The following is a 24026-nucleotide window of genomic DNA, read 5'->3' as shown; positions in this document are numbered from 1 at the left end:
AAAATTAATATATATATATAAATACTATATTGTGTTATCTATTATTAAAATTAAAAAATTAAATTATTATTGCATTACTAAATTATTTACTCATACTATTCCTTATGAACCTGTATGAGATTCTAAAACATATTTCCATTCCGCGTCCCAACCATAGTGATACACTGGATACGGTTTCCCAATTTTTACAGGATACCCTTGCTCAGTATGGTATACCTTTTGAAGTGCAGCATGTTACCATATATCCGTACAATATGCTTATTGCAGGGCTTTCATGTTTTATTCTTGCACTGCTGTTTGCATGGTGCATAAAAAAGCAAAAACCTCTGTTTGCGCTTGTTTTTCTTGTAGCAATCCCCTGTATCCTTATAGGCGAATTTGAGCTTGTAAAACCTGTTATTTCATGGATTGTTCCCAGGGAAAGCAGCAATATAATTGTAAAATTTCCCAATCCTGAAACCACACGCACACTTATCCTTGTTGCCCACTATGATTCAAAAACCGATATCTTTGATCACCTGCAACGCGCAAAGATATACCAATTTATTGTACCAAGCATTCTTGTGGGATTACTCATAGTACTCTGGGTAGCGCTTTCAAAAAAAATTACACTATTGGCAAAGCCATTGTTCAGGCGTTCTGTGATTGGCATTGTCATTCTGTTCATTATCGAGTGGCTGATGGTTGCCGTTGCCATGGGTGGATTTATTGTATTAAAGCAGCAATCCTCAGGAGCTATCGACAATGCTTCATCCGTTGTTACTCTCCTGGGGCTTGCTCATACTATTAAGCATGGTGCAGTGAACAATACTGTAAATGTGGAGATTGTATTTACTACTGGCGAGGAGATTAACCTGCAGGGAGCAAACTACTATGTTAAAAGTCTTCTCTCAAGAAAAAGAACGCAGGAACTATCGGTCATAAATTTAGAACTTGTTGGTGAGCCTGGAAATATGGTGTACTGGCACAAAGCAGGGGTTATGCTTTCATTTTACAGGGCCGATAGCAACCTGATTGAAAAGCTTGCAAAAGCATATATTTTGGTAACAAAAAAGAATATTGGCACATTGCCAAAACTTACCGATGATTCCATCATGTTTATGCGCAAAGGCATCCCTGCCATTACTGTTGGCTTTGCAAATGAAAAGGATGGTGTAAGTGGATTGCATAGCCCAAAAGATAACCTGCAACGTGTATCCATGGATAATATTCAAACCATGATTAAAACATTGAGTAACGTGATTGCTACGTTTTAGGCATCTATCACTTCCCAAAGCTTGCCAACATCAACATCCTCTATTGTAGATGGCTTCCATCGCGGTGCATTATCCTTGTCTAGTAACCTGGCTCTGACCCCTTCACGGTAATCATGGTGCAGCGTCATAAACATTGCAGCTTTTAGTTCGCGTGCAAATACTTCATCAAGGGGCTTGCCTTGATTTGCTTTCAGCAAAAGATCAGTCATGACAAGTGATGTGGGTGAACGCTCTGCAACGCGTGTAAAAACGCCATTACATAAATATTGTTCATTTTTACATTGTGTCAGTGAATGCAAAATCCTGTTAAGCGGTTTATTGTCAAAATACCGTGCAACCCATCTGTCTTTATATGCATTGTCACTGTGTGCCGGTATTGAATAGTTTTTTATCACTACATCAAGCATGTTCAGCACATTGGCTGTATAGGGCACTACCGTTTCAAGCTTTTCAATCAAGTCGGTTAATGTGTGCGATAGTACCTGATACTGTGCCAATCCCACATGCACGCATTCACTACCTACAAGCGTATCGCCAGTGAGTGCTAAATAGTGTGGATAGCCTTTTTTACATTTTGTAAAAAGCCATCCCGTTGACCCTACATCAGGAAAAAAGCCAATGCGCCCTTCGGGCATTGCCATAACAGTATGCTCTGTCACCACAACACGCGTTGCGCCTGCTGCAATTCCCATGCCACCACCCATCGTAATACCGTGTGCAAACACTATGACAGGTTTTGGATAGCTATGTATCAGGTAATCCAGCGCATATTCTTTGGTATAAAACTCTTTTATGTAGTTACTATCGCCACTAACCGAGGCCTGATACAGCTTCTTTATATCACCACCCGCGCAAAACCCTTTAGTGCCATTGCCGTATACTATAATAAAAAATAGTGAATCATCGTTAGCTGCCTTTTGTAATGCGCGGGTAACGGTTTCTATCATTGGAAGAGTTAAGCTATTTATTGCCTGTGGCCTGTTTAGAACAATTGAAAGTGATGCGGGATTGCGTTTTACTATTACATCCTCACTCATAGCATCCACCATGGTAGTATAGGGACAGAAGAATGTACTCCATAATCTTGCTCAAAGCTTATGCGGCAACCATTGCATATGGCATAGCCATCATCTCTTCAAATTGCAAGACACACCAGCACCCGGCTATACGGCTAATTTAGCATTCATCATCACATTGAAGCCATATCAGATATCATCAATATACATTTTTCCAGTGCTTCCTCACGAAGCTTATTTGCATTCTGGTATTCTTCCTGAGCAATCATATGTAAAAATAATTTCCCTGATGGATAATAAACACAAAGTACTTCATCCCATATTTCATCCGCAGTACCTATGAAAATATCCTTCATTGCACCATAAAACACAACACGAGCACCAATTGACTTAATAAGTGGTAATACTTTCCTTGTATATTGATGATATAAGTGCTGACTCTTTTTCCCAGAGCTATCGCATTTAAATTTTAAAAGATTTACCATGACAAATGGTGTGTCATTGTATTTATTTGTAATAAGCGCAATCTGCTCATCTGTTGGATTAACCGTATTCATTTTTTTACCATTAGTTAAATTTAAAAAAACTGTAATGCCATTTCAATCTCTTCTTTTACTGCTGCTGTAGCACTGTTTCTCCACTTCAGGAGGGCATGTTTTGCTTCTACCCCGCCTAATTTGCTCAAAGCCCACGCAATCATACCGCGCACCCTTTCGTCAGTATTTTCTTCAAACGCTTTGATCAGCTGGGGGACATAGTCCATGTTTAAGCTGTTTCCCATGGCACGTGCTACATTCATCTTCCAGCGCCACAAATCACCCACAGGCATATAAAACATGTGAGGCTGAATAAAATGCTGGTAATAGTCTTCATCCATATACAAAAGCTTTACAATATCAAAGTACTGCTCTTTTGCTGCTACACGCGGATTTAGTGGCAGCACCTGTGCCATCCATGCTCTGTTCCTGGGACACACCTCCTGGCAACGGTCGCAACCATATATATACGTGCCCATTGGTTCTCGAAGCTCCCGCGGAGTAATACCCTGCCCAAAATATGTCAGAAATGAAATACATTGCTTTGAGTCAATAGTACAGTTGCCTTTTAACGCTCGTGTGGGGCATGCAGCAACACAGGCATTACGGCACCATTGTGGGCATCCAATACCGGTAGCTGGTTCATCTGCCTCAAACTCCCTATCTACAATAATAGTAACAGGGCTTATCCACGAGCTGCCACATGCTGCGCTTTTAGCATACAGCAAACAGTTTTTACCAAAATTTCCAATACCTGCCCTGGCTGCAGCAGCCTTTTGTGGAATGGAAAATGTCACTTTTGCCTGAAGACCATGTTCACGCAGGAAGGATACAAACTGTCGTATTCTGACGGTCAACCCATCCTTAGTTACACGATCATCATCCATATAGCAACGTCCAAAGTAAGGTTCCATTGATTTAGGAAACGAAAATTTAAAATAGTTTTCAATGAGCACAATAATGGTCTTTGCCTGCGGAAGTATGCTTTGAGGATTGCATCCCTCTTCAAGTGGCAAGCCAAACACGCTTGCCCACGTAAAATTGTCAGGTATCTTTGTTAAAAACCGCTTATGTTCATCAAAGGGCTCTGCTGTTGCAAACCCAATATCATCAAATTGCAGTTGTGTTGCCTTATCTATTATTTCCTGTTTTGACAGCATTATTCCCCCGTTTTGAACCTTTATTGATTTTATAGTAATGCAATAACTCTTTTAAACCACGAATAGCAGCATTCAGGTCATCAGGATTTTTTGTCACTTTTGACAAAAGTATTCCCCCCTCAAGTGCAGCAATAATATGGTGCGATAGTTCCTGTACTGGTGTGCTGGCAGATAATTGCCCATTATCTACAGCAGTCTTTAACTGTGTTGCAGTCCAGTTAATCCACTGCTGAAAAACATCATGGATGAATCCTCGATAGTCTGTATTTTTATCAGACATTTCCATTGCGATATTCCCAAAGATACACCCACCTTTGAATTTTCGTTTTCTATGGTATGACGATACTGCATCAAGCATTGTTTCAATTTTTTGTAAAGGATCTGAAACCTTTTCAGTATATGACGCAAGATATTCCTGATACTGCCGATGTGCTTCTTTGAGTACTTCTAAAATTAGTTCTTCTTTATTTTTAAAATGGAAATATAAATTCCCTTTTTTAACTCCAGTAATAGCTATAATATCGCTGAGGCTTGTTTCAAAAAAACCATTGAGGTGAACATGCTCAATGATGTGGTTAATTATTGTTTGCTTTGTTGATACACCTTTTGTTGCCATACTAAACAACCTGTACTGACCATTTGGTACATTTTATTCTTTGCATATATAATGTCAATAATTAATTTTCAGTAATAATTCCTTAAAAATTTCATAATGAATATAGTGTACACCGTGGGTGTCCCAAAAGACACCTCTTTGCAATGACTTTTGCCTTCCTGTCATTGCGAGGAACGAAGTGACGAAGCAATCTTGCTTTTGAGGGGCATTGAGATTGCTTCACTTCGTTCGCAATGACATTGCGCTCACGCCATTGCATGCCCTACCGTTTCTTTTGAGACGGCCCCGAGTGTACACTATTTTATATTTTGTTCAAATTTCCACATTTAGGAATAATTGGTGATTAATTTTTATGATGAAAGAATGAAAATTGTGATAGTATAAATGTGATAAAAAGAAAAAAGGAATAAGAAAGCAATTTGTGATTTTCTTAATTTATATTAATTATCAAATATACAATATAATATCAACAAACTGGTCGGCACCATTTGTTGAAAAAGTAAATTCTGAAAAATTATTAACTCTATAAAACTGATCCTCAAAAACTCGTTTAAATGGTATTGTTATTGCTTTCTTGTTAAAAAATCTTGTTTCCCAGAATGAGTTATATCCTGCACCACATATAACAAGATCAAAGGCATTGAAATAGTCAACAATGGGAAAAAGCAAATCAGTATTATAATTACTTGAAGTGATACAATAATATTTCTTTCGTATATTTTCATCATAATACTTATTATATATTTCGGATTCTGATTCATATCCGCTTATCGATATACAGCAAACGGGTTTATCATCTGGTACATTTAGTTTTTGTTTGGCACTATGAGCTGGTAAAATTTCATCAGGATTTTTGATTATTATTGGATTGATGTGCATTACCTCAAAAGGATGATCATATGGTTCAATGGAAATAATAGATGAATACTGTCGTGGATTAAATTCATAATAGTTTTCTGGTGTTTCAATATTAAAAAATCGTTTATCAATCTGACGTACTAAAAATATCTTTTTGCATGGTAACTCATCCAAAAATTCACAGACAGTAAACCATTGTAAATACACAATTAAAACATCAGGTTTAAGTACTGAAAGTGTATGATATAATAGTGAAGTATGATAATGCTTTTTTGAAAGTTGAGCTTCATTTTCAAGAGGCAGGTACACATGTTCAATGCCTAATTCTTCTGCAAGGCATCCAGAGGTACTATGAGTTATCATTGTAAAGGTACAATCAATATTTCTGCGCTGTAATGCATTATAAATAGCAATACCTGTTATCAGGCGTCCTGTACCTGAAATGCCGGATGTATAAAAAATTATATTCACACATTAACAATATGAAAAAAAAGTAAAGCTGTCAGCATATCGTTGCCAATTTTCAAAATTTAGATTGGAAAATGAAACAAGATTATCCCCCACACCTTCATCAATTAGATAAAAATTTTCATTCAATATGGCAACAAATCTGCGTGGGCCCCAGAACTGACCGGGCAATGGATTTGAGTTTGTTGTTCCTGTTCCATATTGGTTTACAATAGTTAAGTTTGATGTATTAAGAATTACTATAGCATCATTTAAACCACTCGTATCATCGTATGCAGCAATGCATTGAGCATTTTTGAAAATAACATCCCAATATTTATAGCTTACCAAAGGGGAATGTGCAATTATTTGACCATTTCCTATGTTTGGATTAAACTTAACAATAGAATAATCAGATGGATAGTAACATGATATGAATAGATTGCCATTATCATCAACTGAAATAGCTTCAAAATAGGTCATGCTGCCAGTATCAAAATCTTGCTTTAAATTACTCCCATCAAGGTTACATCTGTATAATGTTTGCCAATCAGCAAAATATATATAATTTCTTATTCTATCAACTGCAACAGTACTAATTTCAAAGTCAGCAGTATTTATTACTACAGATGATGATGAAGTGGCATCATTAATGCGAATAATATTTTCATAACCTGAAGCATAATTGGCAATATATATTCTCCCAATATCATCAAAATCCACATCATAGGGTGCAAAGGTTCCGCTAAATCCGATACTGCCAGCATTTATTGCAATAAACCCGCTCCCATCCATATCATCAATCTGAACAAGCCTATAATTATTATAATCAGGTATTATAATTTTTGTCTGATATAAATGCATGTATATATCTACTGACTGCTCTCCTGGTTCTAGATCAACAATGGCAACACCACGCAGAGTGGCTGAAGGAGTATTAGCTAAAACTTCTATGGTACGCTGTATTCCTGAAGGAACTTCTATTTTAAAAACACCAAACGGCGGTGAATAGTTTTTTGTAATAGGTGAAAAATCTGAAGCTGTAATAGTAACAGTTATATCACTTATATTTGTTGGTGGTGCTGCATATACAGGTGACATCAAAAAATGTAGAATTTTATCAAAAAATGGAAAATGATGTGCCTGTTGAGTCAATCCTAAATTGATTACCACAATTGCAGTATTATTGTCATTGCTGCAGCCTAATGGTATTAATAGCATTAAAGAAAAAATCAATAGTAAACATGTGTTTATTGTTTTCATGGCTACCCTCGTGATTTATTTTACTTTCTATCTGTGGGTGAATGAAGGAATAGTTTTATGGTATTTATAAGTAATATAAGGTATAAATATATGGTTGTCAAATAAAAAATAGTTCAAGCGAGTAACATTCACGGCCTGGTGAAATTATTATACATAAATACTTGTTTTATGTTTATATTCTTCTTCCCTTCATCATAAGGGAACTACTTTGCTTATAGGGAAATGGCTGTTTAAGGGATTCGCTTTTAGAGTAAAAGCAGAAAAATGTTCTATATGACTAGATCTTTTTTTGCTTTAATAATTGCATTTTTCTTATTTATAAAGATGGTATTAATGCAAAAATTATAAAAATTTTGTAGCAATAATTCCTTAAAAATTTCATAATGAATATAGTGTACACCGTGGGTGTCCCAAAAGACACCTCTTTGCAATGACTTTTGCCTTCCTGTCATTGCGAGGAACGAAGTGACGAAGCAATCTTGCTTTTGAGGGGCATTGAGATTGCTTCACTTCGTTCGCAATGACATTGCGCTCACGCCATTGCATGCCCTACCGTTTCTTTTTGAGACGGCCCCGGGTGTACACTATTTTATATTTTATTCAAATTTCCACATTTAGGAATAATTATTGAAAATTTTGTTATCATTTCAATGAATAGTATACTAAATATCATCAATAACACTTTGAAGGATGTTCTATGAAAATAGTGAAAACTGTAGTGATTGTCTTTGTATTCTTTTTTTTATCTAACCCAATATTTGCACAGGAAAGTCTTCAGGACATGGTGTTAAGTATTGGCCAACAATTACAAAATAAAACTATTGCTGTTATTGAATTTTCATGTACTAATGGCAAGTCTCAACCAGCTTCTTCTATAATTCAGGAACGCATTATTACTTTTTTTGCTGTTAATAAAAATGTTACAGTTGTTGAGCGTAATAAGCTTGAAGCAATTTTAAATGAACACGCATTGCAGATGTCTGGAATTATTGATACTGATAGCGCCAGGCAGTTAGGAAAATTGGCGGCTGTTAATGTTATTGTTACAGGATCATTTACCTATATAACCGGCAGTCAAATAGAGGTCAATGTTCGGGCTATTGATATTGTGACCGGGAAGATAATTGCAAGTAGCAATGTTATGATAAAAAGGGACTGGCAGGGCAATGATGATAATATCAATGCTATCCCATCAGGGATTGATCAAAAAGCATTTGAGAATTTTAAACGTGGTATTGAATATTACAATAATGGTAAATATAGCATGGCAATTGAATTTTTTAACAGAACTATCGCACATAATCCTGAATATGCCTGTGCATACCTTTATCGTGGTATTGCTTATTACAGGAAAGGAAATTATGACAATGCAATGCGCGATTACGATAAGGCAATTGAGTTAAATCCGGAATATGCCGCAGCTTACTATAATAGAGCCATTGCTTATAAATTTGCTAAACCACAGTATGATTGTGCCAATGAAGATCTTGATAAAGCAATAGAGCTTAATCCAGAGATAGCATCATATTACATTGAACGTGGCGAGTTGTATGTTTTTAAAAAAGAATATGATAAGGCCATGGAAGATTTAAACAAGGCCATTGCCCTTAATCCCAATGAAGCTGAAGCATATTCTTGGCGCGGTTATATCTGGTATGCAATAAAAAGTAATAATGATAAGGCAATAATGGATTATAATAAAGCAATAGAAATCAACCCCGCATCAATTGGATACTGGATAGATAGAGCTGAAGTATACTTTGATGAAAAGCAGTATTCAAAAGCACTGAATGATTGCAACAAAGCCATAGAAATAGATTCTGATCATGCAGCAGAAGCGTACGTACTGAAAGATGTCATCATTAAAGAGATGAATAAAAAGATAAAGAAGAAATGAATATACCGTATTACCTGTCTTAGAAATCCTTCACCGCTTCAAGTGGAATTTGTGGATATATCTGGCCATGCACCGGTGGCATGGAATTATATACCCAGTTGATATCACACATACCAAGCTTAAAACCTGCATATCGCCTGTAGCCCTTAAATATGCCACGAGTAAGAATATTTTCCATCTTCACTGTCAGAGCATAGACAGCAACCGGGGTGCCTTCCTTTAACTGCAACAATTCATCACGGTAAGCTAAGGGTGAGAAGACTATAGTACTGGGGTCGCTGGCCTTTGCCTGCAATACCGGCACTATTTTAGGGAAACCATCACTGTCAATCCATGCAGCAAATTTAAGCGCATCCAGCCTGTTAAAAAGTTCAAAGCCTGGTGTATCTAGCGGCTTTTCAGCTTTTTTCTGTTTTGCAGCCCATTTTGAACAAAGAGTAGCAACAACAGATTTGGCAATAGCTGCTAAAGGCAAGCGTTCCTTTTCATTTGCCTCAATTAAATCAAAATAATGCACAGTATTGATACCAAAGTATGTATTGTACCTGAACATAGGAAACTCATTGAACATTTCATACTCAGGACCTTCCTTGGCACTGTGCGTATAGCGTGCCTTCCCGCGCCACATATCCATAGCCATAGTAAGTATGCAAAAACCTATGTTATTATTTTTCTTTATATATTCTTTGCTTACACCTTTTGAAAATTCACCCAGTGCCATGTGTGTATCATCCAGTGCCAGTAATGATGTAAGTAACGTTATATGCGGCAACCCTTCATCATTTATTGTTGCAACAAGTGCAATTTTTTCATTTGGCCTTATGCTTGCAATTTCATCAATGGTAAATGATTTTCTTGTTTTCATATATATACCTCCATATATACTATCTATCAGCATCCTAACTTTTTCTTTGGTTTTACTAGCGGCGCTTCATCATCTTCTATACGTGTTGAACCGCTTGTTTTTACAATTGCCGCATTACTGCAATGCTGCTTTGCTATCGTTCCAAAATGATCAAGCTCTTCTTTTGTTAAAAGTGGCGTGTGTGCCAGTTCCCACTGTAACCCCAAGCGTGTATACTTGTCCTTGCATAGATTATTAAATGCACATAAATCCCAGCGGGTAATAGCTTTTGGATTAATAGATAGCAATTCATTTATTTCATGAGCTATAGCCACGATATTTTCATCACGGGCTGTTTTCCCCGGAATAAGCGGTGTGCGTATCCACACCTCACGTGGGAAAAGATGCTCTTTCATAAATGAAAGAATATATCTAATATTGCTAAGAACTCTATAATTTGACTTGCCAGTAAACTCCTGGTGTTTAGCAGGATCCATCTCTTTTATGTCATACAATACCAGGTCAACATGGGGTAGCAACATATCAAGCGTATGCTGGTTGCATATCCCACAGGTGTCAATTGCAGTGTGAATGCCATGATGTTTTAGTTCCACCAGTACCTTTTTTACAAAATGAGCCTGGAAGGTGCTTTCGCCACCTGAAATGGTAATACCACCACCCGAAGTGCCAAAATATGCACTGTCTTTTAAAAGCTCCTGTACCAGTGAATCAGCACTCCACCGTTTTCCTAAAAGCTCCATGGCAGTTGACGGACATACTTCAGTACACCTACCACATCCTTTACACACATTGCGATTAATATGTATGCCATCATCAAATGTCAGTGCTCCATTGGGACATTCTTGCACGCACGTTTTACATCCAATGCATCGAGCACCAATCCATTGCACCTGGGGTTTTGGATGTATACTTTCAGGATTGTGGCACCACACACATTTGAGGGGGCAGCCTTTCATAAACACCGTAGAGCGTATACCCGGGCCATCCTCAGTAGACATGCGCTGTATTTCAAGTACTATGCCAGTGGAATCAATAGTCATAACTATCTCCTAAAACCTGTTATGCGAAACGCGAGCAATAACCTCATCCTGTAATTCCTTACCTATGGAAACAAAGTATGCGTTATATCCGGTTACTCTGACAAGCAGGTGCCGATAATCCTGTGGATGTTTTTGTGCTTCGCGCAGCATATCTGGATCAAGCATATTAATCTGCAATGCAGTACCACCGTTAATTGCATACCCGCGTAAAAACGCTTTGAACTTCTCCCTGTGCTCAGGGTCTTTTAATATTGAAGGATTAAATGTGATAGTATGGCTTGCACCGTTAGGAAGAAGGTTACCATATCCTTTAAAATCACCAGGGTTGTCCTTGCCACCCAATACCTTGCCAACAGAATTTGCATTGGCTGTGGGACCATTGATGTCAGCACCGTTAACCGGGCATATTGCATTTGATAAAAACTGACCCTTTTTCCTGCCATCAGGAGTTGCAGGCAATATATATCCATCACCTACCCAGTAATTCCATGAAAGCATACCGGGTCTAAACTGCCTGCCTGTTGATTGTGTTTTATGTTTCCAGGTTTCTTCAGTCCATAGCTCCATAACCTTACGTCCCATGGCATCAGCTTCGTCATCATCACGTCCGTATTTTGGTGCTCTATTCTTTGCAATTGATTGTAAATATTCATAGCCTTCCCAGTTTGCCATCAGTGCCCTGATTAGTTCATCCATGGTACAAACTTTTTTGTCATACACCATATATTTAATAGCAAGAAGCGAATCCACCGTTGTTGCATAGGTTACCGCTTCAAGCGTGGTAAAGCTTATTTCTGCAGCACCCTGGGTAATATCTTTGCCCGTCTCAGCACAGCCTTTTACCAGGCATGATAAATATGGGGTTGGATGGTACTGTGCACGTATACGTTCAGATTCTTCATACAGTTCCACAATCTTTTTTATGATAAACCTTGTCTGCACCTCATATGCTTTCCAGAACTCATCAAAGGTTTTGAATGTACGGGGATCACCTGTTTTTGGTCCAATCTGTTTTACTGGTTCCACTTTACCGGTTACCGGGTCAGTAAACGGGAAAAAATCCTTCCCATTGTTTAATGCAAGCTCAATTGCCTTTGCCAGGTTTAAATTATTATCCACTGTGCCCGAGCGGTCATTGCCAACCATGGTATTTTCCAGGCACCCAACAGGTGCATAATCGTACACATTATTTTCGTTTATTAAATGCTGTATACCAGCTTTCTTTGCCTCACGTATCATCCCTGCCATTGAACGCTCATCAAAGTTGAGTAAAAATGGTGCGCCCTGGCATGAAGCAATCATATCCACAACTTTATCAAGTAGTGCATCGGGGCTTTTTTGATGGAGCCTGATATTGGGTTTTGGCTCTAAGATAGGCGACATCTCATCAATGACTTCAAGGAATGCAAAGGTAAGATCATTTGCCCTATCATTGCCATCTTTACCTAAGCCGGCAAGCGTTATGAGTTGGCCATAACCGGATGTGATACCGTTATTCCCCGTGCGTACCATGGCATCGTATGCTGTGTTAGCGTGTATAAAAAAGCATTTTAATATCTCTTTGCCAAATTCGCGGTCCATCCCCTTTGTCAGAGAGTACTGCCAGTACGGATACAGATACTGGTCAATGCGACCAAATGACACACCGGGTCCAGGATAATTTTCATCGCTCATGACAAGCATGTGAGTAAGCCACAACGCCTGTACAGCTTCCCAGAAGGTAGTTGCAGGTTCCCACGGTACACGCTCTAAATTTGTAGCCATCTGTAAAAGTTCTTCCCTGCGTGAAGCGTTAGATTCTTCCTGTGCACGCTGCCTGCATTCTTTGGCATACTGCAGAGCAACATCACGGGGCATGGTAGCTGCTGTCATCATGGCACGAAGCACTGCGCCTTTTTTGCCTTTTCTTTCTTTGGGCGATAGTTCATTATAAAAGCCTTCAATTTCAGAATAAATCCCTTTAAATCCTTTCTGTAATACTTTTTGATAATCAGGAATCAGATGGCCGCTGGTTGCACCCGCGTTACCAAACCCGTGGTCATGAAACCATTTCATCTTTGCACGTGCACCGTTTTTTCCCATCACCATTCGAGTACGCTTTTTCATCTCACTTTTGGTAAGGCAAAACGATGTCTGTATATTAAACCGTGCACCAGCAATCAAATCGCCCGGTAAAATTTCATGTGGTAGGTAGTTAACCATTACTTCTTTATTAAACCACGCGCGCCGCTCAGGGATGCTCCATGAATAAAAGTCTTTGGGTACATCTACCTTATATGCTGCCATTCTGAATGACTGATACATGGTTTGCATCAGCGTGTAGGTTTCAGGTACAATGTAAAATGTCATTTCGTTAAATTGTGCATCCCACGGTGTTCCTGTGGTAAAGCATTTATACTCATTATTCCATTTCCTTTCTGCACCCTTAAAGTAATAATCACGAAGCCACTGAATACGAGGTGATAAATTTTTTGGCTGTTTTAATTGTGCCTTAGGTGATGTCTGGCTCATAGTGCCTCCTTTAATTGTTGCTTTTGTATAAATGTTTTTAGATGACGCTGCCCATGATCAAGCAATGACGACATTATCTGTACTGCTTTTTTGCTATCTTTTTGGGCAATAGCTCCTACAAGTTTTTGATGGTGTGTAAAAACAAAATCAACAACACTGATATCAAGAAAGAACTGATACGTAAGGTTGGTATACACCTGGCGGAATGAATTCAGGAGTAACGGATACACCACATTACCGCTTGCCAGTGCAATGAGATGGTGAAATTTAAAATCAACATCCACTATTGCCTGCGTCTGTGTGTGCGTAAGCGATTCTTCCTCAGTAACTATCGCCCTGAATTCATCAAGCTGGTGTTGTGTTCTGTGTTGTGCTGCAAGTTTTACTGTTTCAAGCTCAATGAGCGTGCGGGTGGCAAGCAAGCTTTCTAAGATATGTGGCTCAAGCTGACCAGTAGCATACGAAACAAGAGATTGCAAAATGGCAAGCGAACCCTGCCGGCGATAGTCATTGACGGTTACCCCATGGCGTGGCCGTATTGTCACAAGTCCTTTTTGCTCTAAGATAATAAGTCCTTCATGGACAACAGGGCGGCTTACACCAAGTTGTTTTGCAAGCTCTCGCTCGGATGGTATTTTTTGACCAATAGTGAGTTTGCCTGATATAATGAGTTCCTCAAAGCGTTTTACAAACGCTTCTACCAGACTATCGGTTTTTAAGGGTTCTAAGTACATAATACCTCGATATGGTTGGTGGTATTACCACCAACCAAAGTAGTACACGGGAGGTTCAATGTCAAGATTTTTTTATAAAATTTTATTTGTTAAGATATTCATGATATAATCCTTGCCAACTGTTCCTATACAAGGTACGATATAATCATCTTCCCAATTATAAGGAGCTTTGCCATGAACAAAGAACTTTTATCACCATGCGGGTTGTACTGCGGTGTATGTGGCATTCATTATGCAACAATACATGACGATTCTATCCTCAAAGAGAAATTATCCAGAGTATATGGAGTTCCTGCTGAAAAATTACACTGCCACGGCTGCCTTTCGGATACCGTTTTTGACTTTTGCAAAGTGTGCTCCATTAAAAGCTGTGCTACTGCAAAACAAGTAGAGGGATGCTATCAGTGCGCCGATTTCCCCTGTGACACCATCAACTCTTTCCCTTTTGAAGAAGCTAAGCACCAGATGTTACGAGCTGTCCCCAGTTGGAAAGCACTGGGTACCACGGAATGGATAAAAACTGAGGAAAAATTATTTTCATGCAGTGAATGTGGACGCGTACAGTTTCGCGGCGCACGAAAATGCAGAAATTGCGGAGCAATGCTTTCATTTCCAGTATAGGCTGCTTACCAGTAACTATCGCACATAATTAATTTTATAAGAATTAATTATGTGCTATCTTTTTTTCTGCAGTCTATCTAAGTGCGTATAACATGGAAATACCATTAGTACAAACAATCAAAGAAAAGTGCAGGGTTTGTTATACCTGTGTGCGTGAATGTCCCGCAAAGGCAATACGTATTTATAACGGTCAGGCTGAAGTTATTTACGATCGTTGTATTGGCTGCGGCAATTGTGTTAAGGTATGCACGCAGAAGGCAAAAAAGGTACATAATTCCAAAGACACCGTTTTATACTTACTTGCATCAAGTAAACCTGTTGCAGCCTGTGTGGCTCCCAGTTTTGCTGCAGAGTTTTATGATATTGACCATACCGTATTTGTAGGGATGCTGCGAAATTTGGGTTTTACTTACGTGTATGAAGTTGCTTTTGGTGCAGATATTGTTGCAATGATGTTCCGACACTTAGTATACAATAATCCTGATAATACATACATATCAACTTCCTGTCCTGCGATAGTCAATTATATAGAAAAATACCATCCAAAGCTTATTGCATATCTTCCATCCATACCTTCCCCAATGGTTGCAATGGGTGAAGTTATAAAAAAAATCCATGGCAATGATATCCCCGTGGTCTTTATTGGACCATGCCTGGCAAAAAAAGGCGAAGCATCAAGGCCTGATATTAGGAAAATAATTACCGAAGCATTAACATTTGCTGAATTGCGAGAATTGTTTGATTCATACGCAATCCATCCATCCGAAGTTCATCCATCTGATTTTGACCCTCCTCATTCAGGCAAGGGGATGCTTTTTCCTTTGGGGCGTGGAATGTTACAGGCAGCTGACATGAATGAGGATTTACTGGAAAATAACATTTTTGCAACTGATGGTACCAAACAGTTTGTTCACACCCTTAAAGAATTTGAAGAAAATCCACACAATATAAAATTAATGGAAATCCTATGTTGCAATGGCTGCATTATGGGCCCTGGTATGACAACCACTATGAATCATTTTTCACGACGTGCACTCCTTAGCAACTACGTGAAAAAAAGATATACTCACTTCAATGAAGAAGAATGGCAAAAATATATTGAACAATATGGCAATCTGCAATGCAAAATCCATTTTAATGAAAACGACAAGCGTTTTCCCAGACCAACCCGTGAAGCGGTACAATCAATTTTGGAACGGTTAGGAAAATACAAGCCTGAGGATGAGCTTAATTGCGGAGCTTGTGGATATGATACCTGTGTGGATCACGCGATTGCTATCTATATGGGCATGGCCGAAAGTGAGATGTGCTTACCCTATACCATCGACTCGCTCAAAGCCACTGCACAACAACTGCAGCAATCGTATAAGGATCTAATGGACACAAAAAATGCGCTTATTCAATCTGAAAAACTTGCTTCCCTTGGCAGAATGGCATCAGGCATTGCCCATGAGATAAACAACCCCCTTACAGGAGTATTGTCATACGCCAGCCTGCTTTTAGAAGATCTAAAGGACAGCGATTTTGAAGAAGATTTACACATCATCATCAAAGAAACGTTGCGCTGTAGAGAAATAGTAAAAGGTTTACTCAACTTTGCTCGTGAAACAAAATCAGAAAAAGCTTTAGCAAATATTAACGAAATCATTGATTCTGCGCTTTCAATATTGCAAAATCATATGAGTTTTAGATCTATAACTATTGTACGTCATCTTGATACTGCCGTGCCACTTATGATGCTTGACAGCAATCACATGCGTTCGGTAATAAATAACTTAGCCGAAAATGCTGCTCATGCCATGCCTGATGGTGGTACAATAACCGTTTCTACACAGTATGATAATGCAAATAATGCGGTCATCATAAAGGTTGCCGATACCGGTTGCGGAATATCTGAAGAAAATATTAATAAAATCTTTGATCCCTTTTTCACAACCAAGCCACAGGGCAAGGGCACGGGCCTTGGGCTTGCCGTGGTGTTTGGAATTATCCGCCAACACGATGGAACAATTAATGTAGAGAGTGAAGTTGGGAAAGGAACAACATTCACCATTACACTTCCGGTGGGTTAAATTGTTAGTAACTATCGCATAAAAGTGTTGATAATTGGTATTGTATTCATTAATATAGATATAATAAAATTACAAATTAGGGTTTACAATGTTTCCTTTTTTTGATAAGCGCACAACTGGATTTAGCACACTATCCTATTTTGAAGTAATAAGAGAAGAATTTGAGGCGATAGTTCCTCAAGCAGTCTATGGTAGTGATAAAGCTAAGATACATGTTTCAGAAAATACCATTGCCATTGATTTTGTACAGGCGTTACATGAGCCAGTTACCCGCTATGAATTCAGTTTGCCATATATACACGCATTTGGCAATGGCAAACATCCCACCACGTATATGTGTTTAGCGTTACTTGCCGAAACATTGCACACTGGAATTGCAAAAAAGCTTGATGAAATCAGCATGCTTGATGCGGGCACAGGTACAGGAATATTGGCGATAGCTGCTGCGGTTATGGGTGTTAAACATATTGATGCATTTGATGCAAGCGTGCAGGCCTATGAATGTGCTCGTAAAAATATTGGTAATAGATTTCCCATTAATGTACAGTGTTGCGATATACAGAGCTTTAAACCAGAAAGAATGTACGATTGCATTACTGCAAACCTCATGACTGCACTTATTATTGCCAGTGTCCCCAGATTCAGTTCAATGCTTAAATCCCAGGGATATTGTATTGTCAGCGGTATTATTGATGAACGGCACCATGAGGTTATAGAAACATTTAAAAAATATAACTGCATCCTGAACGATGGGCAAACCAGCCAGGGCTGGTTTGCCGGTGTGTTTCAAAAACAGTAATTATTTCTTCTTTGTTATTTCAGTACGTAATTCCTTTTTAAGAATCTTGCCAACATTGGATTCAGGCAAGCTCTTTCTGATTTCAATTTCAACAGGCCATTTATATTTAGCCAGGCGCTCTTTACAGAAATCAAGCAACTCATCAGGGGTTGCACTCATACCTTCTTTCAAAACAACAAACGCTTTTACGTTCTCCCCACGTTTTGTATCAGGTATGCCTATAACAGCGCATTTAGCAACTTTTTCATGCTGATACAGCACTTCTTCAATTTCACGTGGATATATATTGTATCCACCTGAAATAATGAGGTCCTTCTTGCGGTCAACAACAAAGAAGTATCCATCTTTATCCATATACGCTATATCACCGGATTTTAAAAATCCATCCATGGTAAAAGCCTTTTTGGTTTCTTCAGGTTTATTATGATACCCCTGTGTTACCTGTGGACCGCGGAAAAGCATCTCACCGGGTTTGCCCACCGGCACCTCTTTTGTTCCCGTTTCAAGATCCACGATTTTAACATCGGTATCAGGATACGGGATGCCAATGCTTCCCGGTTTTTTCTTCCCCTTGTACGGGTTGAGATGTGTCTGTGGTGAGGTTTCGGTCATGCCAAAGCCTTCATTAATCTCAACGCCGGTAAGCTTTTTAAATTCCTGCAATACTTCAACCGGTAATGAAGCACCACCTGATGTTAACAGCTTGAAGCAGGTCATATCGGTTTTCTTTAAATCAGGATGCTGCAGCATACCCACATACATGGTAGGCACCAGCGGCGACATGGTTGGGCGATACAGTCGTATGGCTTTAAGCAGATTTTCTGGCTGTGGCTTTGGTATGAGCACTATGGTCCATCCCATATACAGTGGAAGATTCATCGCAGCCGACATACCCAACACATGGAATATGGGTGGTGCAGCCATTGCAATCTCTTGGCCACGGTTGGTTTTAAACCACTGTTCATACATCTGCACCATACAGCCTAAATTGCGGTGTGTTAAGATAGCTCCCTTTGATACACCTGTTGTGCCACCGGTATACTGATAGGCAACAACATCATCAAAGCTAATTTCTACCTGTGGAGGATTTGGCTTTGACACCTTAAGGCAATAGGTAAAGTGGCACACATCGGGTGCGGGGTACACATCTGCTTTCATATTGTTTTTACGTGCCACAAGAGGAAAAAGAATATTTTTGGGGAATGGGAGATAGTCACCAATAGAAGCATAAATGATATGCTTTATGCCGGTGACAGATCTAAGCTTAATCATTCTATTTGCTAATAGATCAAGGCATACCAAAACCTTTGCACCCGAATCGTTAAACTGATATTCAAGCTCCCTGTCACTATACAATGGATTACACATTGCAACAATGCCCCCAATGGTTATAGTAGCATAGTAGGCTACTACAGTCTGAATCATATTGGGAAGCAGAATTGCAACAACATCCCCTTTTTTGACGCCAATTGAATCAAGAAATGAGGCAAATTTCTTTACCATGTCAAAGAGTTCAGCATAGCTAACTCTGTAACCTTCAAAAATAAGTGCTGTGTTATGCGGAAATTCATTGACACTGTTTTCTAGCATCGTATGCAGCGGGGTCTGGTGGTATTGTATTGTTGCTGGCACACCTGGATCATAGTGTTTCAACCATGGTTTAGATGCATAGGGTGATTTCATATTTTGATCTCCTATTTTGTATAAACATTATATTGTATTATATTTATATTAATTTGTATTTGTCAATAAAAATATTTTTATTTATTTTTTATGCTTTACAAATTCATGTTAGTAGTGCACCATTTAGCTACACCATTAAAACCTCATACAAAGATTTCCATTCTTTAGGCTTTCCTGGACGTATACATATCATCTTATTTATACTTTCAATTTCCTCATCATTTAAAAGAGAAAAACTTTTTTCTCTGGCAAAAAATATCGATATAATCTGTTTGTATTTTCCGCAATTCCTCGTTACAAGGCACAATTTGGATAGGCAAAATAAATATCACATTCAAGTATTCCCTCTAATTTCTTGTGATAGGCAAATTCTGTCCCATTACCAAATGTTTTGTTTTTTTATAATTTTTTGTGGCATCTCACTGACTATCTCCACTATCCCTCATATAACAGTGTTTTGGTCCTTTGATGGCTGCTTCAATAACTCCGAATATTCTTCTTTGTCATAGTCAATTTTCTTATTTTCCCGCTTTTGCTGCTTATTACACTGTAAAAAAACAATCCCACTACATTGTTATACTATGCACTTTTTTTTGTCCAGGTAGCATTATAAAAAAGTGCAAAAGAAAAAGCTTTTTTTATTAAAGACATTTTTCCTCAAAATTATGTACACTTTTTATTCACTTATATATTTACAATTCTAATTACTTGAAGGAATCCCGTAATACTTGTTTTTTTATTTTTTACCACATACATTTAGTAGTTGAAATTTGTTTCAATAATAGTATTGTTGTGTCATATATACTTTGGAGGAAATTTATGAATATAGAAACGACTACCTGCATTGCCTATGCACACTTAGAGCTTTTACAAGAAAATGCCACTATCCGTAAACTATCGCTTCATACGTTTATTATAAATTTCATAAACTATGTACTGTCGTATAAACACATCCCTGTAAAAAGCTACACACGGTTACAGTATAGGAAACGGTACCACACCTGGAAGCGGGTGCATCTGTATTTGTATGAAAATGAGTATGAGTTTGTGATGGATGTGCGCAAAGTCTGTAAGATGTCACTAGCTAAGATTATAGCATATTGTGTAGAGAATTATCTGTATGATTATCTTGATGCCTTAGACAGTGAGGATAATACCGATAACTATCGTTTTAGTGGCTACACATTTTCATTTTATTTAGAAGAAGGCATCCCGTGTTGTCAATTTTACTGGGGACCACCCCCGGAATTAGTGAAACTTGCCACCCAATAGCCGTCACAGCTAAAGGTAATTTAATAACATAAGATAAACTATACTTTTACGTTGCTAAAAGTATATCTGCACACTGCCTCCTTTAATTTTTTTGCTTTCATACACTCTAAAGGATGTGTTATATGAGGCTACATTTTTTTATTTTGTGATAAACTTTATTCTTAAATCAGCATTATTTGCTAATAAAAAAAGAAATAAGCACAATATCTGAATATATCTTCTAAACGGAATACTGAATTCCCTTTTTACAATCGGAAAACAATGCTTGCAATAGTTTGCAAAAAAGGTGCTTGCAATTGATAGTCCAGCCTAAAGAAGTAGAAATGCTGGTAAAAAGCTACTGCAGTATGATCATGGAAGGATAAAACATTTCTGGCAATTGATGAATGCTAAGAGCTATCGTCCACATGATAAACCATTACGGTGTGCATCAGTATTACACCGTTTCAGAATCCTTGATAAACAACGCTATGTGCTTTTTATGTTCTACCAGTGCAGCAATCAATTGTTCAAGATGTGTAATTTGCCCGGCAACTTCACTGGCGTATGTTTGTTTCTTTTGTATAGCCACATCAATTGCTTTTCGGGTAATAGTTATAACATGAGCAAACTGCTCATCAATATTCAACATGATGGTACGGAATGTTGAATCCAAATTCTGTACTGTTGCCCACCGTAGGTTTTCTACATTATTGAGAACCAATGCATGAATCTGTCGGTCAATGCGTTTTTTGATACGCTTGATCCGCACACTCTTTGGTAGTAGTTTATCAATAAGTTCCTCAGGTATAGCCATATAGGAATATCGCCACTGATGCATTACCCAGTACGGTTCTTTAGTAACTTCCATACCAGTAATGGGCGCATGAGGAATAAACGGAATATCAAATAAATCTGATGCAGCTTTCCTAACTGAATCAATAATGTCACTTGCTCTCTTTTGATGAGTTGCAATAACCTGTGCTACATGAGCATCAAAAAAGCGCGACATCTGGCCAAGCTCATGTTCAAAAAACCCTGGTATGGCTAATGCAAGCGCCTGTGTTATGGCATTTTCATCAATGGTATTTTTTTCATAAAGGCAACTGTTAGCAACAGATTCCAGATAATGCCGCGCTTTTTGTCGCAAATTTTCCGACTGCTCTTCTAAAAGTTCCAGCAGGCGTTTGCGCTCACCGGCAAGAATATCACCTGAAAATGTTTTTTGCAGTTCTGCCTGTTTTATGGTTTTATCAAACAGTATACGTTTATGTTCCAGTTCTTCCTGAGGCATGGTAAAAGCTTTTAAAGATAATCTTAATTGCATTTCTAAGTCGACAAGAATTTCAAAACTTTTACGAGGGATACTGGCCTGCAATACTTTTTCTTTCTTTTGCGACATGAAACTAACAATATGCTCCTCAAGATAATTAAACCTGCTTTTTAAAAGCAACTCTGAGTTATTTGAAAGCTTTGCCTCAAGTCCTAGCTTTGCAGATACCGGATACAGTGCAATATCTTCCTGTATACCAGCTTTATTACGAATAACACGGGCAATAAATCGTTGAACTTCTTCAAGCTCGCCCTGACTGAGATAATCAATCTTATTGAGTATAAAAAAGATTTTATTAACCCTGATAACAACCTGCTTTAAAAAATCCAGTTCAACCTCGGTAATAGGTGGATCAGCGGACATTAAAAAAAGTGCCGCATCACACTGTGGAAGAAAGTTGAGAGTTGCTTCGGTATTATGGTGATGAGTTGAACCAATTCCGGGAGTATCAATAAGCACCACACCTTTTTTCAGTATTTCTGCATCATAATATAACTCCACTCCTTCAACGTGCAATGAATTATTGGGATTGGACTCTTCTGATACATACATTGAAAGAAATTGCTGAATTTCCTGTGGATCTTTTGATGATAATGTATCACCAGCTTTATTGCCCTCAAAGCTTACATGGACATACGGATGTTCACTGTACCTGATGTACGTGGGGACTGAGGTTAAGGGGATGACTGCAGTGGGAAGAAGCTTTTTACCTAACAGTGCATTCAATAAAGAACTCTTACCTCGTTTAAATTGCCCTAATACTGCTAAATGGATTTTTCCCTGTGAATAACGCTGTGCTATCTCTTCAAGCTTAATCTTGTATGGCTCATACTCACTGCCCATCTGTCCTATAAGATTGAGAATATTATACAGGGTTTGGGTTAACTTATGGCTGGCTATGTTAATCTGTTTTTCTGAATTGCCGCCCATATATACCTCCTGTTAGTAATGAAAATATACTACAGGAGTTATCAGCCTGATCCAGGCGGTTTAAGGCGAACTCCATCACCTTACATTACACTAATTGGTTATTACCAATGTAGCACGAAAACACAGAACAGAAAATAAAATCAACAATAAATTATCAACAATTTTTAAAAGTTGTATGATATAATTCTGTAATGAACTATCTGAAAAAAAACATTGCAACAAACATACCTGCAACTACTACACAAAAAGCACCTAATGCTATGGATAGTGACAAACGAATCCTTTTGGACCTTGAAATTTCTGGGAAGTGGCTGTAACCTTCATATGAATTGACGAATGCTGCAATTGCTGCTATAACACCAAATATTATGCCACACACAATCGACAATAGGAAGATTTTATCCTGCACAATAGTATCCATAAATGTTTATTATTTACAGGAAATGAAATAGTACAAGCATTTATTGAATTATTGCTCTGACACCACACTTTTATTTAAATAACATTGGCGTGGTAGATTATTATGCTCTGACACCTATGGGGCAATAGTTACTGATGATTATACCTCTCCCCTTATTTTTGCTTGTTTTACTCTTATGCTCTGATTCCTTTTATTTACGGGAGTTTCACAGATAATTTGCTCTGACACCACATAGATACAGAGTACACTTACTTACCCTGATTTTATAGTATAGTGACGATATACACTGTGGGGTTCATTTCCCCATGTGCCCAACCACTATTGCTCTGACACCATTGTACTTGCTCCAATGTTTTGTTTTCTTTGTTAGAAACCTTGCTCTGACACCAAAAATTACTTTTTTTTTCAAAATTTTTATCACTTTTTTTACTATTTTTCACTTTCCTGCGTTGTATATACACAAAAGCGTTTTTTTACCATATTTACTTTGGGAGGAACTACCATGCGTAAACCTCGTTTTATTGCACCAAACATTACTTATCACGTTACCAGCCGCATCATTGAATGCAAGAATTTGATGGAAGAAGATTCTATCAAAGCACTATTTGAATACTGCATCATGCTGGCACAGGCAAAATATCCTTTTGAACTTATCAATTATCAGATTATGGATAATCATATTCATTTGCTTATAAGAACTGTGGAAGGTGGTGCTAC

General features: G+C 38.2%; 20 protein-coding genes and 1 riboswitch. Of the genes, 8 read left to right on the top strand and 12 right to left on the bottom strand.

The window, feature by feature from the left end; genetic code table 11:
* Nucleotides 1-104: 104 nt before the first annotated feature.
* Complete coding sequence (locus AB1444_12840; GenBank protein ID MEW6527533.1) at nucleotides 105-1256, top strand: M20/M25/M40 family metallo-hydrolase; 1152 nt, start codon at nucleotides 105-107, stop codon at nucleotides 1254-1256.
* On the opposite strand, the gene AB1444_12835 is transcribed toward AB1444_12840, so the two are convergent.
* From AB1444_12835 to AB1444_12810, 6 genes are all read right to left on the bottom strand, one after another.
* The gene (locus tag AB1444_12835) at nucleotides 1253-2293 is read right to left on the bottom strand and encodes an enoyl-CoA hydratase/isomerase family protein (GenBank protein ID MEW6527532.1); all 1041 of its coding nucleotides are present in this window, start codon (nucleotides 2291-2293) and stop codon (nucleotides 1253-1255) included. The genes AB1444_12840 and AB1444_12835 overlap by 4 nt on opposite strands.
* Before the next feature lie 152 nt (nucleotides 2294-2445).
* Nucleotides 2446-2829: a DUF1330 domain-containing protein gene (locus AB1444_12830; protein ID MEW6527531.1), complete on the bottom strand. Its 384-nt coding sequence runs from the start codon at nucleotides 2827-2829 to the stop codon at nucleotides 2446-2448.
* 20 nt (nucleotides 2830-2849) lie between these two features.
* The gene (locus tag AB1444_12825) at nucleotides 2850-3968 is read right to left on the bottom strand and encodes a 4Fe-4S double cluster binding domain-containing protein (GenBank protein ID MEW6527530.1); all 1119 of its coding nucleotides are present in this window, start codon (nucleotides 3966-3968) and stop codon (nucleotides 2850-2852) included.
* Nucleotides 3940-4584 carry a TetR/AcrR family transcriptional regulator gene (locus AB1444_12820; GenBank protein MEW6527529.1) on the bottom strand — a complete coding sequence of 215 codons (645 nt, stop codon included), beginning with the start codon at nucleotides 4582-4584 and terminating at the stop codon, nucleotides 3940-3942. The genes AB1444_12825 and AB1444_12820 overlap by 29 nt, the downstream gene beginning before the upstream one ends.
* Nucleotides 4585-5031: 447 nt before the next feature.
* Nucleotides 5032-5913 (bottom strand): glycosyltransferase, encoded by an 882-nt coding sequence (locus AB1444_12815; protein ID MEW6527528.1) that lies wholly within the window; start codon nucleotides 5911-5913, stop codon nucleotides 5032-5034.
* A 3-nt stretch (nucleotides 5914-5916) separates the two neighbouring features.
* Nucleotides 5917-7152: a hypothetical protein gene (locus AB1444_12810; protein ID MEW6527527.1), complete on the bottom strand. Its 1236-nt coding sequence runs from the start codon at nucleotides 7150-7152 to the stop codon at nucleotides 5917-5919.
* Between the two features lie 697 nt (nucleotides 7153-7849).
* On the opposite strand from AB1444_12810, the gene AB1444_12805 reads away from it, so the two are divergent.
* Nucleotides 7850-9049, top strand: a complete 1200-nt coding sequence (locus tag AB1444_12805) for a FlgO family outer membrane protein (protein ID MEW6527526.1) — start codon at nucleotides 7850-7852, stop codon at nucleotides 9047-9049.
* 19 nt (nucleotides 9050-9068) lie between these two features.
* On the opposite strand, the gene AB1444_12800 is transcribed toward AB1444_12805, so the two are convergent.
* From AB1444_12800 to AB1444_12785, 4 genes are read right to left on the bottom strand one after another with little or no spacing between them, the layout of a single operon-like run.
* The gene (locus AB1444_12800) at nucleotides 9069-9914 is read right to left on the bottom strand and encodes a hypothetical protein (protein MEW6527525.1); all 846 of its coding nucleotides are present in this window, start codon (nucleotides 9912-9914) and stop codon (nucleotides 9069-9071) included.
* A gap of 26 nt (nucleotides 9915-9940) precedes the next feature.
* Entirely contained in the window at nucleotides 9941-10954 is a 1014-nt protein-coding gene (locus AB1444_12795) for a glycyl-radical enzyme activating protein (protein ID MEW6527524.1), read from the bottom strand.
* 9 nt (nucleotides 10955-10963) lie between these two features.
* Nucleotides 10964-13465: a pyruvate formate lyase family protein gene (locus AB1444_12790; GenBank protein MEW6527523.1), complete on the bottom strand. Its 2502-nt coding sequence runs from the start codon at nucleotides 13463-13465 to the stop codon at nucleotides 10964-10966.
* Nucleotides 13462-14199, bottom strand: a complete 738-nt coding sequence (locus AB1444_12785) for a FadR/GntR family transcriptional regulator (GenBank protein MEW6527522.1) — start codon at nucleotides 14197-14199, stop codon at nucleotides 13462-13464. The genes AB1444_12790 and AB1444_12785 overlap by 4 nt, the downstream gene beginning before the upstream one ends.
* 174 nt (nucleotides 14200-14373) lie before the next feature.
* On the opposite strand from AB1444_12785, the gene AB1444_12780 reads away from it, so the two are divergent.
* The 3 genes from AB1444_12780 (at nucleotide 14374) to AB1444_12770 (ending at nucleotide 17691) form a co-directional block, all read left to right on the top strand.
* Nucleotides 14374-14820, top strand: coding sequence for a DUF3795 domain-containing protein (locus AB1444_12780; protein ID MEW6527521.1), 447 nt, complete (start codon nucleotides 14374-14376; stop codon nucleotides 14818-14820).
* 92 nt (nucleotides 14821-14912) lie between these two features.
* Nucleotides 14913-16892 (top strand): [Fe-Fe] hydrogenase large subunit C-terminal domain-containing protein, encoded by a 1980-nt coding sequence (locus AB1444_12775; GenBank protein ID MEW6527520.1) that lies wholly within the window; start codon nucleotides 14913-14915, stop codon nucleotides 16890-16892.
* An 88-nt stretch (nucleotides 16893-16980) separates the two neighbouring features.
* Nucleotides 16981-17691, top strand: coding sequence for a 50S ribosomal protein L11 methyltransferase (locus AB1444_12770; GenBank protein MEW6527519.1), 711 nt, complete (start codon nucleotides 16981-16983; stop codon nucleotides 17689-17691).
* Here AB1444_12770 and AB1444_12765 read toward each other — a convergent pair whose 3' ends face one another.
* Nucleotides 17692-19374, bottom strand: coding sequence for a long-chain fatty acid--CoA ligase (locus tag AB1444_12765; GenBank protein ID MEW6527518.1), 1683 nt, complete (start codon nucleotides 19372-19374; stop codon nucleotides 17692-17694).
* An 819-nt stretch (nucleotides 19375-20193) separates the two neighbouring features.
* Between AB1444_12765 and AB1444_12760 the strand changes: the two genes are divergently transcribed.
* The gene (locus AB1444_12760; GenBank protein MEW6527517.1) at nucleotides 20194-20646 is read left to right on the top strand and encodes a hypothetical protein; all 453 of its coding nucleotides are present in this window, start codon (nucleotides 20194-20196) and stop codon (nucleotides 20644-20646) included.
* A gap of 436 nt (nucleotides 20647-21082) precedes the next feature.
* Here AB1444_12760 and AB1444_12755 read toward each other — a convergent pair whose 3' ends face one another.
* Nucleotides 21083-22888, bottom strand: coding sequence for a dynamin family protein (locus AB1444_12755; protein MEW6527516.1), 1806 nt, complete (start codon nucleotides 22886-22888; stop codon nucleotides 21083-21085).
* A gap of 25 nt (nucleotides 22889-22913) precedes the next feature.
* A riboswitch (Fluoride riboswitch) is annotated at nucleotides 22914-22977 on the bottom strand.
* A gap of 102 nt (nucleotides 22978-23079) precedes the next feature.
* On the opposite strand from AB1444_12755, the gene AB1444_12750 reads away from it, so the two are divergent.
* Together AB1444_12750 and AB1444_12745 are read left to right on the top strand one after the other, a co-directional pair.
* A complete protein-coding gene (locus AB1444_12750) occupies nucleotides 23080-23205 on the top strand; it encodes a hypothetical protein (GenBank protein MEW6527515.1) in 126 nt (41 codons plus the stop codon).
* Between the two features lie 606 nt (nucleotides 23206-23811).
* Nucleotides 23812-24026 (top strand): transposase (locus AB1444_12745; GenBank protein MEW6527514.1); only part of this gene is annotated, 215 nt, incomplete at its 3' end.

The organism is Spirochaetota bacterium (genome assembly GCA_040756435.1).
Taxonomy (GTDB): Bacteria; Spirochaetota; UBA4802; order UBA4802; family UB4802; genus UBA4802.
The sequence above is the reverse complement of the archived record's forward strand: the minus strand, read 5'-3'. Positions and strand labels throughout refer to the sequence as shown.

Coding starts and splice junctions, on each gene's coding strand:
- AB1444_12795 (MEW6527524.1), bottom strand. CDS start 10,954: ATGACTATTGATTCCACTGGCATAGTACTTGAAATACAGCGCATGTCT.
- AB1444_12750 (MEW6527515.1), top strand. CDS start 23,080: ATGAACTATCTGAAAAAAAACATTGCAACAAACATACCTGCAACTACT.
- AB1444_12800 (MEW6527525.1), bottom strand. CDS start 9,914: ATGAAAACAAGAAAATCATTTACCATTGATGAAATTGCAAGCATAAGG.
- AB1444_12785 (MEW6527522.1), bottom strand. CDS start 14,199: ATGTACTTAGAACCCTTAAAAACCGATAGTCTGGTAGAAGCGTTTGTA.
- AB1444_12765 (MEW6527518.1), bottom strand. CDS start 19,374: ATGAAATCACCCTATGCATCTAAACCATGGTTGAAACACTATGATCCA.
- AB1444_12810 (MEW6527527.1), bottom strand. CDS start 7,152: ATGAAAACAATAAACACATGTTTACTATTGATTTTTTCTTTAATGCTA.
- AB1444_12835 (MEW6527532.1), bottom strand. CDS start 2,293: ATGAGTGAGGATGTAATAGTAAAACGCAATCCCGCATCACTTTCAATT.
- AB1444_12825 (MEW6527530.1), bottom strand. CDS start 3,968: ATGCTGTCAAAACAGGAAATAATAGATAAGGCAACACAACTGCAATTT.
- AB1444_12805 (MEW6527526.1), top strand. CDS start 7,850: ATGAAAATAGTGAAAACTGTAGTGATTGTCTTTGTATTCTTTTTTTTA.
- AB1444_12780 (MEW6527521.1), top strand. CDS start 14,374: ATGAACAAAGAACTTTTATCACCATGCGGGTTGTACTGCGGTGTATGT.
- AB1444_12755 (MEW6527516.1), bottom strand. CDS start 22,888: ATGGGCGGCAATTCAGAAAAACAGATTAACATAGCCAGCCATAAGTTA.
- AB1444_12820 (MEW6527529.1), bottom strand. CDS start 4,584: ATGGCAACAAAAGGTGTATCAACAAAGCAAACAATAATTAACCACATC.
- AB1444_12790 (MEW6527523.1), bottom strand. CDS start 13,465: ATGAGCCAGACATCACCTAAGGCACAATTAAAACAGCCAAAAAATTTA.
- AB1444_12840 (MEW6527533.1), top strand. CDS start 105: ATGAACCTGTATGAGATTCTAAAACATATTTCCATTCCGCGTCCCAAC.
- AB1444_12760 (MEW6527517.1), top strand. CDS start 20,194: ATGAATATAGAAACGACTACCTGCATTGCCTATGCACACTTAGAGCTT.
- AB1444_12830 (MEW6527531.1), bottom strand. CDS start 2,829: ATGAATACGGTTAATCCAACAGATGAGCAGATTGCGCTTATTACAAAT.
- AB1444_12775 (MEW6527520.1), top strand. CDS start 14,913: ATGGAAATACCATTAGTACAAACAATCAAAGAAAAGTGCAGGGTTTGT.
- AB1444_12770 (MEW6527519.1), top strand. CDS start 16,981: ATGTTTCCTTTTTTTGATAAGCGCACAACTGGATTTAGCACACTATCC.